The following is a 16,687-nucleotide window of genomic DNA, read 5'->3' on the forward strand; positions in this document are numbered from 1 at the left end:
GACGAAACTAGCGCGGCGAGCATCAAATGCCCGGGCCGATGACATGAGCCGGCAGCCTGGCCAGGCGGTCCCATCCACCCGCGCAGATCTGCGAGCCATTACGCAACGACAACCTCTCCAGTGGCAAGCGCTCCAGCACCGGCACCATGGCTGACGTGAGCCGCGATTCCCCCGGACCCGCTTCGAGCGTCAGGTCCCGCAATGGCAGCCCGGCAAGGTGGGCGACGCCGGCATCGGTCAGCCAGGGGCTTTCATACAAGCCCAGGCGTTGCAGTGGCAAATCACGCAGACACGCCAGATCACCATCGCGCAGGTCCAGGCCACTGATTTCCAGTTGCTCCAACGGCAGGCCCATTTCGCACAGCTTGCGCAACGTCTTGCCATCAACCCCTTGGCAGAAACTGAGATCCAGCCGCTTCAGCGGCAGACCCGCCAGTTGTTTCAGTTCCTTCCAGGAAACATCGTTCAACGAGAGGTCCAGCGCTTCCAGTTCCAGCCCCTCTAGGTCCCGCAACGTCTGCTTGTCGATACCTTGCACGTCGCTGAGCCCCAACCGCTTCAAGGGGAACGCGTGCAGCACGTCGAGCCGCTCAATGATTTGTCGAGAGGCCTTGAGGTCCAGGTCCGCCAAGGGCATGCCTTCTAGTAGCTCAAGGTCGTCCTCGCACAGATACGAAGACTGCAGCGATAGCCGCTCGATCGGAAGATCCCGAATGGCGTTGAGCGTGGCATCGGATGCATGACAATCATCGAGACTCAGAGAACGCAACGCGGTTAAACCCGAGAGCCAGGCAGGATCCTCCAGGATCTTGCTGTTCCAGCCCAGCGACAGCTGTTCGAGGGGATGGCTGCACAGATGCGCCGCCCCACGGGCGGTCAGTTGCCCGACACGCTCCAACGAAAGCGAGCGCAACTGGAGTGGCGAAAGCCCCAGCAGACCGTCGTCGGTCACTTCATCACAACGGTTCAACGACAACGCTTGCAGCCTGCTTTTGCTGCCCAGTTGCCTGAGGAAACGGTCGTCGAAATCTTCGCCGTAAGTTTCCAGTTCCAGTCGGCGCAAGCGCTCAAGGGAAGGCAGACTGGTGAGCTCATCTTCGCGGGAAAAACCGCTGATCTCCAAAGCCTCGAGGGCGACATCCGGCAGACGTCGCCAAAGTGCCTGATCGCAGCTGAACCTCGGGCTGCCAAGCACCAACGAACGCAGCGGCAACCCGGCCAAGGCGTCGAGCCACTGCGGCTCGGCGTTTTCCAGCGCCAGATGATCGACCGGCAACCCGCGAAGCTGCGGCAACAACGGTGCCGACCGATTCCTGTGTACCTTGACGTCCAACTCGGCTACCACGGCCATGGCGGCCGGATCGTACAGGCCTGCAGCGACGCGCACACCGTCCAGCGAAGCCTCGCCGGTGTGGAGCAGGTCGCGGTAAAGCGAAACCCGCATGGCGATGTCATCCGGTGCGCCAGCGACTCGGGCCATCAGGGCGTTGCGGTTGGAAGTCGGCACGGTCCAGGAATCCGAAGGGAACATGCGGCGTATGCTGCCGCAAAAAAGGGGTTTGATCGACACCCGTCGATCAAACCCGAACACCTTCGTTTTACCTGGGATCGACCACGTCCAGCGCCCGGTTCGCCAGGAGCTGGCCCAGTTCAATCAATTGTTGCAGGCCCAACGCAAAATGCCGCCGGGAACCGTCCAGCTCGAACGCAGGTCACCGGCCATGACATTGGCGCAGGCCAGGGTTTCGCTGAGGTTGGCCAACAGGCTCTCTGCATCCACGCCTTGGACAATAGTGAACAGTTGGCCTGGGGCAGGTTGCTTGTCGGGCGGATTGGGTTTGGGGTTCAGGTAGGAATCGATAACGCGTTCGGCGTTGGCATCGGCGGCGATGTCCAGGTGCAGCGGTGGGACGGGTGGGTCTGGGATGAGTTTGTCCATGGGTACTCCTAACGTAGGTGGGAGCCGCCACGTTCGCTGCTAAACGAGGGGGTGGCAGCCGCGCGCAGGTTAGCAGACCGGTACGTTAGGAAACCGGCGCACCCGAGGATGCCCTGCGCACAGCCGCCATAAGCATTCAGGCAATAGCGATGCCTGCACTCATGGGATTGCCATGCGCCTAACGTGACTTCCGAGCTGCTAAACCCGACCGCTGAATGGGCAGCGGTGGACAGAGACTAGGCACCGGAAACGGCAGGCGCAAGGGGTTGGGATTTTCTAGGAAATGTCCTGCAAGTCAATGGGAAAGGTCCCGGTACAAAGTGTTTCGTCCTGTGTGCTTCCACCATGTGCGCGGTGTATCGAGGTAGACGAAACCACCTGACGCGACGCCGGCACCACATAAACTATTCTTCACCCCAGCCCCCAGGTTTACGAGGTAAAGTCCCTTCGCTCATTCAAGAAACTAAGGTTTTAGCCCGCTCCCCGCGGGCTTTTTTTTGCCTGAAATTCCATTCCTCGACCGCCTCTGTCGCCACGCCGGGACGAGCGGCGAAATGCCGACGCCAAAAAAAGTTTTCAGATCTCGGGGCAGCCGCCGATACAGCCCTGTTCACTTTTTTTGCTGGCTTAACAACAACAATCTTCCAGCCAACCGACGATCAAGCAGCACAACGTTCCTGGAGGAATTTGATGAATAGCTGGTTTGGCAACATTAGCGTCAACATGAAACTGGGCCTGGGGTTCGGCCTGGTATTGGTCCTGACCGGTATCCTGGCCTTGACCAGCTGGACCAGCCTGGGCGGGCTCATCCAGCGCAGCAACTGGATGAGCGACATCACCCAGCTCAATGCCGGGCTGACCAAGCTTCGCGTCACACGCCTGCAGTACATGCTGACCAACGGCGACGAGACCGCCGCCCAGAGCGTACAGACTGCCCTCGATGGGTTCCTGGCACAGCAGAACGCCCTGCTCGCCAGCTTCAAGAGCCCCGAGAACGTCAGGCTGCTCAAGGAGCAGAACGCAACCATCAACGCCTATCAAGGCTCCCTGAACAAGATGCGCAGTGCCTACCGCACCGGTAACACGGCCCGTGAAGTCATGTCGGCCAACGCCGAGACCGCCTACAAACTGATCGAGGCGATCAACACCGACGTCCAGCACATGGCCCTGAGCGACGAGCGCTTCGAGCAGTTCCAGGCCATCACCCAGGCCAAGCAGGCATTCATGCTGGCCCGCTACGAAGTGCGCGGCTATACCGCCAACAGCAACGCCGACACCGAGCAAAAAGCCCTCAACCAACTGGACACGGCCATTGCCGCCCTCAAGCCGCTGAACCTGCATTTCGCCAGCACCCGCCAAGATGAGCTGCGCCAGCTGGAAAGCGCCCTGGCCCAATACCGCGGCGCGGTGCAGGCCTTCAAACTGGCCAACGCCGATGTGGTGCAGGCGCGCAAGGAAATGACCGAGCAAGGCGCCACCATCGTCAGCCTGAGCGAGCAGCTGTACCAGATCCAGCTCGACCGCCGCGACGCCGAAAGCGCCCAGGCCCGCACCCTGCAACTGGTCAGCACCCTGCTGGCCTTGCTGGTGGGCATCATCGCCGCCGTGGTCATCACCCGGCAGATCACCCGCCCACTGAGCGAAACCCTGACGGTGGTCGAGCGCATCGCCAACGGCGACCTGTCCCACACCATCGTCGTCACCCGTCGCGATGAGCTGGGCGTGCTGCAACAAGGCATCGCTCGCATGGGCGTGACATTGCGCGACCTGATCAGCGGCATCCGCGATGGCGTGACCCAGATCGCCAGCGCCGCCGAGCAGTTGTCCGCCGTCACCGAGCAGACCAGCGCCGGGGTCAACAACCAGAAGGTGGAGACCGACCAGGTGGCGACCGCCATGCACGAAATGACCGCCACGGTCCAGGAAGTGGCGCGCAACGCCGAGGAAGCTTCCCAGGCCGCCGCTGCCGCCGACGGCGAAGCCCGTGCCGGCGACCAGGTGGTCAACGAAGCCATCGCCCAGATCGAGCGCCTGGCCAGCGAGGTGGTACGTTCCACCGACGCCATGACCATGCTGCAACAGGAAAGCGACAAGATCGGCAGCGTCATGGACGTGATCAAGTCGGTGGCCGAGCAGACCAACCTGCTGGCCCTCAACGCCGCGATCGAAGCCGCACGGGCCGGTGAAGCCGGTCGCGGCTTCGCGGTGGTGGCCGATGAAGTGCGAGGCCTGGCCCAGCGCACGCAGAAATCCACCGAGGAAATCGAAGGCCTGGTGGCCGGCCTGCAGAACGGCACCCAGCAAGTGGCGGCCGTGATGAACAACAGCCGCAGCCTCACCGACAGCAGCGTGGCCCTGACCCGCAAGGCGGGCGCGTCCCTGGAAAACATCACCCGCACGGTGTCGAACATCCAGTCCATGAACCAGCAGATTGCCGCGGCGGCCGAACAGCAAAGTGCCGTGGCCGAGGAAATCAGCCGCAGCATCATCAACGTGCGCGACGTGTCCGAACAGACCGCCGCCGCCAGCGAGGAAACCGCCGCTTCCAGTGTCGAGCTGGCGCGGTTGGGTAATCAGTTGCAGATGATGGTGAGCCACTTCCGGGTCTGATCCCGGCAAGCGCCCGTCTACCCAAGGGGAACGGGCGCTTCGCTGAAGGAGTGGTTCAGGCGTTCCAGGGATCGATGACCTCAAGACCTGGGAAGTTGAAGTTCCTGGTATGACGAGTGGCTGCGCGCAGGCAACGGCAACTCAACGCCCTCAGCGCACCGAATCCACTACGGATACGGCTGCCCAGCCCACCCGCAGCGCTCACCGGCGCCAGTGCGCCCCAGGATCAAACCGGCCTCTTGCTCCATGGAGCGGCCGTTGTGGGCCGCAGCCAGGCGCAACTGTTCCTTGACCTTGTCATCGAGGTTACGAATCGTGATGCTGGCCATTTCGCCTCGGCAATCAATGAAATCATTGATTGCGGGCCAGGCTATCGCCAGCCGGCTAGTCCAGACCTCTACACACTGATCCCGTTGGTGAAGACCAGCCGGTTGCCGAACGGATCGACCACCGCCATGTCCTGGGTGCCCCACGGCATGGCCTGGATGTGTGGACGGGCGAAAGGGTATTGCTTGGCCAGCAGTTGTGCCTGGAAGGCTTCCAGTTCGTCGGTCTCGATGCGCAGCGCCGAGCCCGGCGTGCAATCGCCGTGGTGTTCGGACAGATGCAGCACGCATTCGCCGCGCGACACTTGCAGGTACAGCGGGAAGTCATCCCCGAAGCGGTGCTGCCAGTCGACGGTAAAGCCCAGGAAGTCGACATAGAATGCCAACGCCTTGGTTTCATCGAAGATCCGCAGGATCGGGGTGGTTTTACCAAAGCTCATGGGGCGCTCCCTGGCTGAAAAGACCCAGTGTAGATGGGTTGACCCTAGTGCTTCGGCCTCGGCCCCGGCTTCTTTAGTGTCGTAGTGCCATTATTGTGACGCCAATCAAACATTATCGGCCGTCTACACGCCATTCCATGGGCCGAAACCCTGGCGCAGATCGCCCTCGCGCGCCAGGAAGCGCCCCTGGCGACGCCCGTTTGCCTGCCCTTGGCGATAACTCAGGACACCGTTGACCCACACGCCATCGATTCCTTGCGCGGCCCGTTGCGGTTCGTTGAAATCGGCGACGTCACGAACGGTTCGTGGATCGAACAACACCAGGTCCGCCCAATATCCCTCGCCAACGACGCCACGCTCCTTCAGGCCGAAGCGCGCCGCTGAAAGGCCGGTCATCTTGTGCACGGCGGTGTGCAGGGGAAACAGCCCGACGTCGCGGCTGAAATGCCCCAATACCCGTGGGAAAGCGCCCCACAGGCGCGGATGAGGAAACGGGTCCTCGGGTAGCCCGTCGGAGCCGATCATGGACAGCGGATGGGCAAGGATGCGGCGCACATCGTCTTCATCCATGCCGTAGTACACCGCGCCGGCCGGTTGCAGGCGACGGGCCGCCTCCAGCAGCGAAACGCTCCATTCGGCGGCGATGCCCGCCAGGTCGCGCCCGCCCATGTGCGGATGGGGCGTCGACCAGGTGATGGTGATGGGGTGGGCATCGGTCACTTGCTTGAGGTCCAGGGTCGAGGAGCTGGCGGCGTAGGGATAACAGTCACACCCGACCGGATGGGCAGCGGCGGCGTTTTCCAGCGCGGTGAGCACCTGCGCACTACGCCCCCAGTTACCGGCGCCGGCACATTTGAGATGGGAAATGATCACCGGACTCTTCGCATGCCGGCCGATCCGGAAAGCTTCGTCCATGGCTTGGAGCACCGGCTCGAATTCGCTGCGCAAGTGCGTGGTGTAGACCGCACCGAACGCGTTCAGCTCTTCGGCCAGTTGCATGACTTCATCGGTGGAGGCGGCGAACGCGTTGGCGTAGGCCAGGCCGGTGGACAAGCCAAGCGCGCCGGCCTGCAGGCTTTCGCGCAATTGCTGGCGCATGGCGGTGATCTCTTGCGCGCTGGCGGTGCGCAACAGGTCGTCCAGATGGTTGCTGCGCAGTGCCGTGTGCCCCACCAGCGCCGCCACGTTGACCGCTGGCATGGCCGATTCCACCGCTGCGCGGTAATCACCGAAGCTCGGATAGCAAAACGCCGCGGCGGTGCCCAGCAGGTTCATCGGGTCCGGCGGGTCGCCGCGCAGGCTGACCGGCGCGGCGCTGATGCCGCAATTGCCGACGATGACCGTGGTCACGCCCTGGCTGAGCTTGGGCAGCATGTGCGGCTGGCGGATGACCACGGTGTCGTCGTGGGTGTGGACATCGATGAACCCCGGCGCCAGCACGCGGCCGGCGGCGTCCAGCTCCTCGATGGCCTGTGCGTCGGACAACGCACCGATGCGTTCGATGCGACCGGCGCGAATCGCCACATCGGCGTGGTAGCCGGGGGTGTCGCTGCCGTCGATGACCAGCGCATCGCGGATGAGTGTGTCGTACAGCATGTCAGTCTCCCAGGGGCAGATCGTCGTCGCCGCCACGGTAATCGTCGAGGGCGAGCTTGACCCGCCGCAAACGCTCTTGATTGTCTTCGGGATGAGCCAGGGCCAACTCGGTGGCGAGCACGTCGATGGCCAGCAGCATGCCGTAGCGTGCGGCCGTGGGTTTGTAGATGAACGAGGTCTCGGCGCTTTGCAGGGGCAGCACCACGTCTGCCAGTTGCGCCAGGGGCGAGTCGGCACGGGTGATGGCCAGGATCGCGGCACCGTAGCTGCGCGCCAGCTCGACGGCCGCCAGCAATTCCGGGGTGATGCCGGTGAGCGAACAGGCGATGACCAGGTGTTCGTCCCCAAGCGAGGTGGCCGTGATGCGCATCATCACCGGGTCGCGACACGCCGCAATCGGGTAGCCGAACCGCACCAGCCGCACCTGCAGTTCTTCGCTGCACAGTGCCGACCAGCCACCGAGCCCGAACGCATGGACCATCCGCGCCTTGCCCAGCAATCGCACGGCATCGGCAAAGCGCGACTCTTCGAAGGCCGACAGGTGCCGACGCAGGGTCGACTCGATATCGCCGACGATCTGCCCATAGAATGCCGACTGTTCGGGGGCGCCGGCCGGGTCGAGAAACCGGCTGCCGACCCCGCTGGCCTGGGCCAGCTGCAGGCGCAGGTCCCGCAGGTCGCGGCAACCGACAGTGCGGGCGAAGCGCGACAGCGTGGCGCTGCTGACCTCGGCGCGCTGGGCCAGTTCTTCCAGGCTGGCGGACGCGGCGAAGCCTACGTCATCGAGCATCAGACGGGCGATTCTTCCTTCGCCGGCGCTGAAGAAATCCTGCCGGGAGCGGATCTGGTAGAGGATGTCCATGACGACTCCTGTGTAGGCTCTGTACGAAAAGCCCTGATACTCATTCATGCTGCGTTGAAAACGGCCTCGCAATGCGCGGCGATCAGAGCAGGCGCGCAAGACCCAGTGTCAGGCCGAACGCGACCAGGGAGATGAGCGTTTCGAGCACCGTCCAGGTCTTGAAGGTCTGGGTGACGGTCATATTGAAGTATTCCTTGATCAGCCAGAAGCCACCGTCATTGACGTGGGAAAAGATCACCGACCCGGCCCCGGTGGCCAGCACCAGCAGCTCGGGATGGGGATAACCCAGCCCGATCGCCACGGGTGCGACGATGCCCGAGGCGGTGGTCATCGCCACCGTGGCCGAACCGGTGGCGACGCGCATCAACGCGGCGAACAGCCAGCCCATCACCAGCGGCGACAACTGGAACGCCTGGGCCAGCCCGACAATCTGTTGAGTGACCCCGGCATCCACCAGGATCCGGTTCAAACCGCCACCGGCGCCCACCAGCAAGGTGATGCTGGCGGTCGGTGCCAGGCACTCATTGGTGAACTTCAGGATCGACTCACGGTTGAAGCCCTGGGCCAGGCCGAGTGTCCAGAAACTCAGTACCGTGGCCAGCAACAGGGCGATCACCGAGTTGCCGATGAACTGCAGGAACTGGTTGAAGCCACTGCCAGGGGTGGAGATCAGGTTGGCCCAACCACCGATCAGCATCAGGATGACCGGCAGCAGGATGGTCCCCAGGGTGATGCCGAACCCCGGCAGGTTGGCGCGCGGCTCACGTTCGAGAAACTGCCGTTGCAGCGGGTTGTCGGCGGGCAACGAAATGCGTGGCACGATAAAGCGGGCATAGACCGGCCCGGCGATGATGGCCGTGGGAATGCCGATCAGGATCGCATACAGCAACGTCTGCCCTACCGAAGCCTGGAACGCCTGCACCGCCAGCATCGCCGCCGGATGGGGCGGGACCAGGGCATGCACCACCGAGAGCCCGGCCACCATCGGCAGGCCCACCATCAGGATCGACACGCCGGCACGACGGGCCACGGTGAAGGCAATGGGCACCAGCAACACGAACCCCACTTCGAAAAACAGCGGCAATCCCACCAGGAAGGCGATGCAGACCATCGCCCAGTGGGCGTTGCGCTCTCCGAACCGCTCGATCAGCGTCTGCGCCATACGCTCAGCGCCACCGGACTCGGCCATCATCTTGCCGAGCATGGTGCCCAGGGCCACCACCAGCGCGATATGTCCCAGTGTCTTGCCGACACCCGCCTCGTAGGCCCCCACTACCGCTGTCGGCGGCATGCCGGCCAATAGCGCCAGGCCGATGGACACCAGGGTAATCACGATGAACGGGTTCAGACGATAACGGGCGATCAGAACGATCAATGCAATGATGGCGATGGCGGCGTAGACCAACAGCCAATAACCGAAAGCAGGTGCCATGCGCTACTCCTCGAATGGGGTCACGTCGATGTGTTGTGAAACTCATAAATCATTTCAACGAGGAGTTTTCAAACTCACTGAAAGTAATTTTCGTGCACAGACAAGAAACGTCGCTGACGGACATCGCAACGCAGTCCTCATGAAAATCCCGCGCCGGACTTTCATGCAGAACCAGCCGTGTGTGGCAAGGGGATTCATCCCCTTGCCACACACGGCTGGCCGCCCCGCCCTCAATTCCGTACCATCCGCATCGGTCGATCGCTCCCACGCTCGCGCGTGGGATGCCGCCAGGGACGCTGCGCGTTCCGCTTCTACTGTTTTGCATCACGCCCGGTAGCCGACGCTCGACCGGCGCCCACTCAGGTAATCCATGAAACCAGCACGTCTTCGCGCCGACATCCTCGCCGGCCTCACCACTTCTTTCGCTCTGCTTCCCGAATGCATCGCCTTCGCCCTGGTGGCTCATCTCAACCCGCTGATGGGGCTGTATGGCGCGTTCATTCTCTGCACGCTGACCGCGCTATTCGGGGGGCGGCCGGGCATGGTGTCGGGGGCGGCGGGGTCGATGGCGGTGGTGATCGTCGCACTGGTGGTCCAGCACGGCGTTCAGTACCTGCTGGCCACGGTGCTGCTGGGCGGCTTGATCATGATGGCGTTCGGGCTGTTGCGGCTGGGCAAACTGGTGCGCATGGTGCCGCATCCGGTGATGCTCGGTTTCGTCAACGGCCTGGCAATCGTCATCGCCCTGGCCCAGCTGGAGCATTTCAAGCGCGGCGAAACCTGGCTCAGCGGCGCCCCGCTGTACTGGATGATCGGCCTGGTGACGCTGACCATGGCGATCGTCTACCTGCTGCCACGCCTGACCCGCAGCGTGCCGCCAGCCCTGGTGGCGATCCTGGGTGTGGGGCTGGCGGTCTACCTGCTGGGCCTGCCCACCCGGACGCTGGGTGACATGGCGCACATCGCCGGCGGGCTGCCGGTCCTTGCGTGGCCGGACATTGCCTGGAACCTGGAAACCCTGCAGATCGTGCTGCCCTATGCGGTGATCATGGCGATGGTCGGCCTGCTGGAAACCCTGCTGACCCTGAACCTGACCGATGAAATCACCGAAAGCCGCGGCTATCCGGACCGCGAATGCGTGGCGCTGGGCGCGGCGAATATCGCGTCCGGCCTGTTTGGCGGCATGGGCGGTTGCGCCATGATCGGCCAGACGGTGATCAACCTCAGCTCTGGCGGTCGCGGCCGCTTGTCCGGGGTGGTGGCCGGGGTGATGGTGCTGCTGTTCGTGTTGTTCCTGTCGCCGTTGATCGAGCGCATTCCCCTGGCCGCACTGGTGGGGGTGATGTTCGTGGTGGCGCAACAGACCTTCGCCTGGGCTTCGCTGCGGGTGATCAACAAGGTGCCGAAGAACGATGTGCTGGTGATCGTCGCGGTGACGGTCATTACGGTCTTCACCGACCTGGCCGTCGCGGTGTTGTGCGGCATCATCATCGCGGCGCTCAATTTCGCCTGGCAACAGGCCCGCGAGCTGTACGCCGACACGTATCTGGAGGCGGACGGCAGCAAGCTCTATCGCCTGCATGGCACGTTGTTCTTCGCTTCGACGACACCGTTCCTCAATCAGTTCGACCCGGCCAACGATCCGGCCCAGGTGACGCTGGACTGCCGCCACTTGAGCTTCGTCGACTACTCGGCCATCGCCGCGCTGAAAACCCTGCGCGAGCGCTACGCCAAGGCCGGCAAGCATTTGCGGGTGTTCCATTTGTCCGAGCGTTGCAAACAGATGCTCAAGCGCGCGGGCGTGCACCACGACTGAGGCGCTGGCAAACCCGCCAAGGGCGCGACCCTGCATTCAACGCCGTGTGGACTGATACGCCGCGATCGCGGGCAGCAACGGTGCCAGGCTAAGGCCGCGAGGCGTAGTCGGCGAGCTTGCCCTGGATGAAATCCAGGAAACACTGGATCCGCAGCGCCAGCTGGGAGTTGCGGTAGTACACCGCGTTGATGGGCTGGCGGTATCCGCTGTTGGCCTGCGCCAGCAGGACTTTCAATCGACCGGCCTGGATATCTTCCCGGGTCATGAAGTCTGACAGGCACGCGATGCCCTGCCCTTGCAGCGCCAGGTGGCGCACCGTCTCGCCGCTGGAGGCGCTGATGCTCGCCTGGATCGGCCAGCGATCACCATGGAGATGGCGCAGGGGCCATTGATTGAGGCCATCGTTCTGGGCGAAGCCCAACAGCGCGTGTTCCGCCAGTTCGGCAACGCTGGCCGGCGTGCCATGCCGCTCCAGATAACCAGGACTGGCGAGAATGTGCAGCGGGCTGCAACCCAGGGGCCGGGCATGCAGGGTCGAATCGGTGAGGGTGCCGATGCGGATGGCGATGTCCGTGCTCTGCTCCAGCAGATCGATGATCAGGTCGTTGCTGTTGAGCTCCAGCTGGATGTCCGGGTAGAGGCCGCGAAACTCCTCGATGTGCGGGACGATGGCGTGGAGCATGAACGGTGAAGCGGCGTTGATGCGCAGCCGTCCGGCCGGTTTTTTCTGGCGGGACGACAATCGCTCCTCCAGCGCCTCCATCTGGTCGAGGATGCCCTTGGCCTGCTCGAAGAAATACTTGCCCTCCTCCGTCAGGTCCATGCGGCGCGTGGTGCGGTTGATCAGGGTGGTGTCGAGCTTGGCCTCCAGGCGCGACAAGGTGCGGCTGACCGCCGAGGGCGTCTGCCCGACCTGCTCGGCGGCGGCGGAAATCGACCCGCATTCGATCACGCAGATGAACACCTGCAACTCATCGGATCTGGCTTTCACATAGGCCCCTGTCGGCTGGTCGGTTCATGGCGAGGACATCGATCCCTCGCCACAGGATAGCAACGGGACACCGGACCAGGGCAAGGTCAGGCCTTCAGGCCGAACACTTCGCTCAGGTGCTGCTCATAACGCGCCATATCGGCTTCGATGTTCGGGCGTTTCATCACGTCCACGCACAGGAAGGTCGGCAGGCCGGTCATGCCCAGGAACTGGTTGGCCTTGTGGAAAGGGAAGTACACCGCGTCCACACCCTTGGCTTCGAAGAAGTCGGTCGGGTCGTCGAAGGCCTGCTGCGGCGCGTTCCAGGTCAGCGACAACATGTACTGCTTGCCGTGCAGCAGGCCACCGCTGCCGTATTTCTGGGAAGCATCGGAGCGAGTACGGCCGTCATTGGCGTAGAGGCTGCCATGGCCTTGGGTGAAGACTTCGTCGACGTACTTCTTGACGGTCCACGGTGCCCCCATCCACCAGCCCGGCATCTGGTAGATGATCACGTCGGCCCAGAGGAATTTGGCAACTTCCTCCTTGATGTCGTAGCCGCCATCGATGAACGTGGTCTTTACATCCAGGCCGCCACGGTCCAGCACGCTGAGCGCTGTCTCGTGGAGCGTCGCGTTGTAGCGACCGTCGGAATGCGCGAACTGTTTACCGCCATTGAGCAGCAGAACTTTTTTCATGGAGTCACCTCATCGGGTTCCACGGCGTACTGATTGGAAGTCGCCGGATGGAGAGTTGAAAAACGATGGCGGCAGAGTACCGATGAGCCTCGCGCGGAATAAGCACCGCAGCGGCAAAACTCATTTGACTTACAAGCACGAATCCGCGAGCGATTGTTGCCTTAAAATCCTGGGCACTGACCCTCCAGGAGCCTTCCATGAGCCAATTGCACGGTTTCATTCTTCACGCCAAGACTCGCCCGGAAAAAGCCGAAGCCTTCGAAGCGCTGTTCCGGGCCTATGTCGAACCAAGCCGCGCCGAGCCCGGCTGCATCGAATACCACATGCTGCGGGATCGGGAAGATCCGACGCTGTTTATCTTCTATGAGATCTGGGAATCCCAGGCCCACCTCGACGTGCACTCGAACCTGCCGCACATGAAGGCGTTTTTCGAGCACCGTATGGATTACCTTGAGCGCGACTTCGAGATCCGCCGGGTCGACATGCTCAGCCCGTCCTCGGCTAGCCGCTGACCAGCAAGTGGACGCCCAGCGCGCCCAGGCCGACGAAAAACACCCGCCGGAACAGCACGGCGCTGATCCGCCGACGCAAGGCCTGGCCCAGCCACATGCCCAACAGCGCCGGGGCCAGCGCCAGCACCGAAGCGCTCAACTCACCGCCGCCCAGGGCGCCGCGCCATAGCAGGCCGGCGGCCAGTGCGAGCGTCGAAACGGTAAAGGACAGCCCCAGCGCCTGCACCAGCTCATCCTTGCTCAAGCCCAGGGCTTGCAGGTAAGGCACCGCCGGAATCACGAACACTCCGGTGGCGCAGGTGATGACACCGGTCAGCAATCCACAGAGCGGGCCAAGCCACGGCTCGATCCGCGGCGCCACCCGCAGTGTCGGCAGCATCAGCCCGCTCAACGCATACAGCAGCAAAGCCCCGCCCAAGGCCCGGACCACCCAGGGCCCGCCCGACATTCCGATCCATAAGGACCCGAGGCCGGTGCCGAGAGAAATCGCCAGCAGTAGCGGCCATAAACGCCCGATCAAGGCGAGCAGATGGCCGCCGGACGCCAGTTGCCAGATATTGGTCAGCGTGGCCGGAATGATCAGCAACGTCGCAGCCTGCACCGGTGCCATAGCCAACCCGAGCAGGCCCATGGAAAGGGTCGGCAGGCCGAGGCCGATCACGCCCTTGACGGTGCCGGCCAGCAGGAAGGTGGCGATGACCAGCAACGACAGCGCCAGGCCCAGGTTCTGATAGAAAACGATGAGAGTGTCCATGACGCTATCCTGGCCTGCGGACGCCGATTTGGAAATCTGCCATATACTGAGGCAGCCTCTTGCAGGACAAGAGGCAGAGAAGTTCACGCATCTGGCATTTTCGCGAGCAGGCTCGCTTCCACAGAGAAAAAGTGGATGCCCCTCACATGAGGCGCGCGCATCCTGCCCGCGAAGGTGTCCCATCGGCCACCGCCGAACCCGGCAGAGAATCAACGCCCATGCATTTCGACTTCACCGACCTGCGCCTCTACCTCAACATTCTCGACACCGGCAACATCACCGCCGGTGCCAGCCGCAGCCATCTGTCCCTGGCGGCGGCCAGTGCCCGGGTCCGCGCCCTGGAGGCCTCCCTGGGGATCGCCCTGTTCGAACGCGGGCGGCGGGGCGTCACACCGACCCCGGCAGGCAAGGCCTTGGCGCAACATGCCAGGGTGTTGCTGCAGCATGCGGAGCACTTGCAGCAAGACCTGGCTGAATACGCCAAGGGGGTCAAAGGCCGCGTGCGGCTGTTGTGCAACACCAGCGCCATGAGCGAATACCTGCCCGAATTGCTGGCGACGTTCCTCAAGGGCCACCCCAATCTGGACATCGACCTGCAGGAACTGCCCAGTACGCGGATCACCCACGCGTTGCGCCAGGGCGCGGCGGACCTGGGCATCGTCTCCGACGCAGTCGACACCGATGGCTTGCAGACCCGTCCCTTTCGACACGATCCACTGACCTTGATCCTGCCTCCCGGGCATCCCTTGGCGGACGGTCGCGTGGTGAGTTTCAGCGAGACCCTGGCCCATGATTACGTCGGCCTGAACGCTTCCAGCGCCCTGGCGGTTTACCTCGAGGAACAGGCCCTGCACAGCGGGCTGCGCATGCAGATCCGTATCCGTGCCGACAGCTTCGACGGGGTGATTCGCATGGTGGCCCACGGCGCAGGCATTGCCATCGTGCCGAGGGCCGCCATCGAGCGCCGCACGCCCGCGCCCTCTTACCGATGCCTGCCACTGCAGGAAGCCTGGGCGCAACGGGCCTTGCTGCTGGCCGCGCGCGACTTCCAGGCATTGCCGGCCTACGCCAGGGCGCTGGCCCTGCACCTGGCCGGCGATTGATTGCGTTTCTGGGTAGCCGGATGTCGAGTACAGACAACTGACCCCACGTCCGGGCCTATAGGGTGCTCTTGAGCTTACCGTCCACTGCCCGGAGTCCCTATGACCGCACCTATCACTGTCCTGCGCGATACCCACCCGCTGCCCGTCCTCGACGCTTGCAAGTGGGAAAAGCTCGAAGGCGACCCGCACACCGTCAACCTCAACGCCTACACCAGCGAAGACGGCAGCAAGATCATGGGGACCTGGATCTGCACGCCGGGCAAATGGCGTGTGGACTATGTGAAGTGGGAATACTGCCACTTCCAGGAAGGCTACTGCATCATCACCCCGGACGGACACGCCCCCATCCATTTGAAGGCCGGCGATATCTTCGTGGTGGAGCCGGGCATGAAAGGCACCTGGGAAGTGGTCGAAACGGTGCGCAAGTACTTCGTCTTCGCCTGATACCGCTCCGACAGATCCGCGCGTTGCGCTGTCCTCGCCCCTGAGCACAGCGCAACAGGACGCCCCCTATCCCGTGACCTGGATGGTCGCGATCTTCCCGCTGCGATAGGCCTCGAGTATCTGATGGATACTGGACCGGGCCTCCCCCCTGGCCGTAAAGATGCCACCACAGCCGCGATTGGCTGCAGCGTAGCTTTCGTCTTCCATCAATATCCGATGCGCGTGCGGCAGGTTCCAGAAAGGAACGCCGGCAAACAGATGATGGGTCAGGTGATAGTTGTCGCCATGCATGCCGATGAACAACCGCTCAATCCGGGTGGGGAAACGATTGCGGGTCAACTGCACCTCATCCTTGTACACGCCGAACATGCCGAAGTGCTCGGAAATCTCTGAGAACCAGCCGATGACCTGGAACACCGTGAAGTACGGAACCAGCCAGAACAGGACATAGCCCCACGGGCCGATGAAATGGCTGAACAGCAGCAGGATGGCGCCATGAACCGCCAGCAGCTTCACGCCCTGCCACGGGCTCGCCAGGATGTCCCCGGCGCGATTCTTCACCAGGTAGAGGAAATACTTGTAGGTGTTGACCAGCGTTACGCTCCTGAACAGGTGACGGGACAGGAAGTCCAGGCGATCCCGAGCCTCGTACAAGCCGGATTCGATATAGAACCGGTGATCGGGATCCTTGTCCTGGTCACCCAGGTGATGATGGTGCATCTGCACATGGGAGCGACGGTACGCTTCGTAGTTCTGGAAGATCGGATAAGCCAGCAGGTACTCGCCGACCCACTTGTTGATCACTTTGTTCCGGGCCATGGTCATGTGCGCCGCCTCGTGCAGAAGCGAAGCCAGGGCCCGCTGCCGCGAGCCGATGAACAGCAGCGCCAGGGGATACAGGACGTTGTAGCGATGGCCCAGCAATACAGCCGAAACAATGACCATGAGGTCCGCACCCAGGGCAACCAGCCAGTGCCAGTTGTCTTTCCTGTACAGCGGACGCAAGCGCTGCCTCAGTTCAGCAGCAGGATTGAACCTGTTTACCTCGTTCATCGGAATTCCCTTTCGTACTCAACGTGATCAATACAGGCGACGCCCGCCTGCACGGCCCTCAATCATTCTTCCAAACAATCAGTGCGGTACTTACCAGGCAGTCCACTGCCATGGTTTCTTGCGTTTCATGCC

The 16,687-nt window shown here is 62.9% G+C and carries 14 protein-coding genes and 2 pseudogenes; 5 read left to right on the plus strand and 11 right to left on the minus strand.

The features are described 5' to 3' along the window. Positions 1-22 precede the first annotated feature (22 nt). Together BW992_RS03520 and BW992_RS03525 are read right to left on the minus strand one after the other, a co-directional pair. Positions 23-1,531, minus strand: coding sequence for a leucine-rich repeat domain-containing protein (locus BW992_RS03520; protein WP_231991100.1), 1,509 nt, complete (start codon positions 1,529-1,531; stop codon positions 23-25). A 67-nt stretch (positions 1,532-1,598) separates the two neighbouring features. Beyond that, positions 1,599-1,939, minus strand: a pseudogene (locus BW992_RS03525) (DUF6124 family protein). Between the two features lie 690 nt (positions 1,940-2,629). Here BW992_RS03525 and BW992_RS03530 point away from each other — a divergent pair. Then, entirely contained in the window at positions 2,630-4,549 is a 1,920-nt protein-coding gene (locus BW992_RS03530) for a HAMP domain-containing methyl-accepting chemotaxis protein (protein WP_072388665.1), read from the plus strand. Positions 4,550-4,629: 80 nt separating this feature from the next. On the opposite strand, the pseudogene BW992_RS03535 reads toward BW992_RS03530, so the two are convergent. From BW992_RS03535 to BW992_RS03555, 5 genes and pseudogenes are all read right to left on the minus strand, one after another. Beyond that, positions 4,630-4,878 (minus strand): annotated as a pseudogene (locus BW992_RS03535) (FitA-like ribbon-helix-helix domain-containing protein). A 68-nt stretch (positions 4,879-4,946) separates the two neighbouring features. Next, the gene (locus tag BW992_RS03540; RefSeq protein ID WP_072388667.1) at positions 4,947-5,315 is read right to left on the minus strand and encodes a glyoxalase superfamily protein; all 369 of its coding nucleotides are present in this window, start codon (positions 5,313-5,315) and stop codon (positions 4,947-4,949) included. Between the two features lie 123 nt (positions 5,316-5,438). After that, positions 5,439-6,911 carry an N-acyl-D-amino-acid deacylase family protein gene (locus tag BW992_RS03545; RefSeq protein ID WP_072388669.1) on the minus strand — a complete coding sequence of 491 codons (1,473 nt, stop codon included), beginning with the start codon at positions 6,909-6,911 and terminating at the stop codon, positions 5,439-5,441. A gap of 1 nt (position 6,912) precedes the next feature. Beyond that, on the minus strand, positions 6,913-7,773 hold the full coding sequence (locus BW992_RS03550; RefSeq protein WP_072388671.1) for a MurR/RpiR family transcriptional regulator: 861 nt from the start codon (positions 7,771-7,773) through the stop codon (positions 6,913-6,915). Between the two features lie 82 nt (positions 7,774-7,855). After that, positions 7,856-9,205: a GntT/GntP/DsdX family permease gene (locus BW992_RS03555; protein ID WP_076405616.1), complete on the minus strand. Its 1,350-nt coding sequence runs from the start codon at positions 9,203-9,205 to the stop codon at positions 7,856-7,858. Between the two features lie 370 nt (positions 9,206-9,575). Here BW992_RS03555 and BW992_RS03560 point away from each other — a divergent pair, with 370 nt between their 5' ends. Next, positions 9,576-11,021 carry a SulP family inorganic anion transporter gene (locus tag BW992_RS03560; protein WP_072388675.1) on the plus strand — a complete coding sequence of 482 codons (1,446 nt, stop codon included), beginning with the start codon at positions 9,576-9,578 and terminating at the stop codon, positions 11,019-11,021. A gap of 88 nt (positions 11,022-11,109) precedes the next feature. On the opposite strand, the gene BW992_RS03565 is transcribed toward BW992_RS03560, so the two are convergent. Both BW992_RS03565 and BW992_RS03570 read right to left on the minus strand, forming a co-directional pair. After that, positions 11,110-12,012, minus strand: coding sequence for a LysR family transcriptional regulator (locus tag BW992_RS03565; protein ID WP_072432056.1), 903 nt, complete (start codon positions 12,010-12,012; stop codon positions 11,110-11,112). Between the two features lie 86 nt (positions 12,013-12,098). Then, entirely contained in the window at positions 12,099-12,689 is a 591-nt protein-coding gene (locus BW992_RS03570) for an NAD(P)H-dependent oxidoreductase (protein WP_072388679.1), read from the minus strand. A 197-nt stretch (positions 12,690-12,886) separates the two neighbouring features. Between BW992_RS03570 and BW992_RS03575 the strand changes: the two genes are divergently transcribed. Continuing rightward, positions 12,887-13,201 carry a putative quinol monooxygenase gene (locus BW992_RS03575; protein WP_072388681.1) on the plus strand — a complete coding sequence of 105 codons (315 nt, stop codon included), beginning with the start codon at positions 12,887-12,889 and terminating at the stop codon, positions 13,199-13,201. Here the strand turns inward: BW992_RS03575 and BW992_RS03580 are convergent. Beyond that, on the minus strand, positions 13,191-13,955 hold the full coding sequence (locus tag BW992_RS03580) for a sulfite exporter TauE/SafE family protein (RefSeq protein ID WP_072388683.1): 765 nt from the start codon (positions 13,953-13,955) through the stop codon (positions 13,191-13,193). The genes BW992_RS03575 and BW992_RS03580 overlap by 11 nt on opposite strands. A 218-nt stretch (positions 13,956-14,173) precedes the next feature. Between BW992_RS03580 and BW992_RS03585 the strand changes: the two genes are divergently transcribed. Both BW992_RS03585 and BW992_RS03590 read left to right on the plus strand, forming a co-directional pair. Beyond that, entirely contained in the window at positions 14,174-15,058 is an 885-nt protein-coding gene (locus BW992_RS03585) for a LysR substrate-binding domain-containing protein (RefSeq protein ID WP_076405618.1), read from the plus strand. A 99-nt stretch (positions 15,059-15,157) separates the two neighbouring features. Next, entirely contained in the window at positions 15,158-15,502 is a 345-nt protein-coding gene (locus BW992_RS03590; protein ID WP_053152030.1) for a cupin domain-containing protein, read from the plus strand. Positions 15,503-15,568: 66 nt separating this feature from the next. Here the strand turns inward: BW992_RS03590 and gntB are convergent, their stop codons facing one another. Next, positions 15,569-16,555 (minus strand): guanitoxin biosynthesis L-arginine gamma (S) hydroxylase, encoded by a 987-nt coding sequence (gene gntB / locus BW992_RS03595; RefSeq protein WP_072388687.1) that lies wholly within the window; start codon positions 16,553-16,555, stop codon positions 15,569-15,571. Positions 16,556-16,687: the final 132 nt, after the last annotated feature.

Source organism: Pseudomonas sp. 7SR1 (assembly GCF_900156465.1).
Lineage (GTDB): Bacteria > Pseudomonadota > Gammaproteobacteria > Pseudomonadales > Pseudomonadaceae > Aquipseudomonas.

Excerpts from the sequence above, each read along its gene's own strand:
- BW992_RS03545 (WP_072388669.1), bottom strand. The coding sequence starts at position 6,911 with ATGCTGTACGACACACTCATCCGCGATGCGCTGGTCATCGACGGCAGC.
- BW992_RS03580 (WP_072388683.1), bottom strand. The coding sequence starts at position 13,955 with ATGGACACTCTCATCGTTTTCTATCAGAACCTGGGCCTGGCGCTGTCG.
- BW992_RS03575 (WP_072388681.1), top strand. The coding sequence starts at position 12,887 with ATGAGCCAATTGCACGGTTTCATTCTTCACGCCAAGACTCGCCCGGAA.
- BW992_RS03520 (WP_231991100.1), bottom strand. The coding sequence starts at position 1,531 with ATGTTCCCTTCGGATTCCTGGACCGTGCCGACTTCCAACCGCAACGCC.
- BW992_RS03570 (WP_072388679.1), bottom strand. The coding sequence starts at position 12,689 with ATGAAAAAAGTTCTGCTGCTCAATGGCGGTAAACAGTTCGCGCATTCC.
- BW992_RS03560 (WP_072388675.1), top strand. The coding sequence starts at position 9,576 with ATGAAACCAGCACGTCTTCGCGCCGACATCCTCGCCGGCCTCACCACT.
- BW992_RS03585 (WP_076405618.1), top strand. The coding sequence starts at position 14,174 with ATGCATTTCGACTTCACCGACCTGCGCCTCTACCTCAACATTCTCGAC.
- BW992_RS03540 (WP_072388667.1), bottom strand. The coding sequence starts at position 5,315 with ATGAGCTTTGGTAAAACCACCCCGATCCTGCGGATCTTCGATGAAACC.
- BW992_RS03550 (WP_072388671.1), bottom strand. The coding sequence starts at position 7,773 with ATGGACATCCTCTACCAGATCCGCTCCCGGCAGGATTTCTTCAGCGCC.
- gntB (WP_072388687.1), bottom strand. The coding sequence starts at position 16,555 with ATGAACGAGGTAAACAGGTTCAATCCTGCTGCTGAACTGAGGCAGCGC.
- BW992_RS03530 (WP_072388665.1), top strand. The coding sequence starts at position 2,630 with ATGAATAGCTGGTTTGGCAACATTAGCGTCAACATGAAACTGGGCCTG.
- BW992_RS03555 (WP_076405616.1), bottom strand. The coding sequence starts at position 9,205 with ATGGCACCTGCTTTCGGTTATTGGCTGTTGGTCTACGCCGCCATCGCC.
- BW992_RS03590 (WP_053152030.1), top strand. The coding sequence starts at position 15,158 with ATGACCGCACCTATCACTGTCCTGCGCGATACCCACCCGCTGCCCGTC.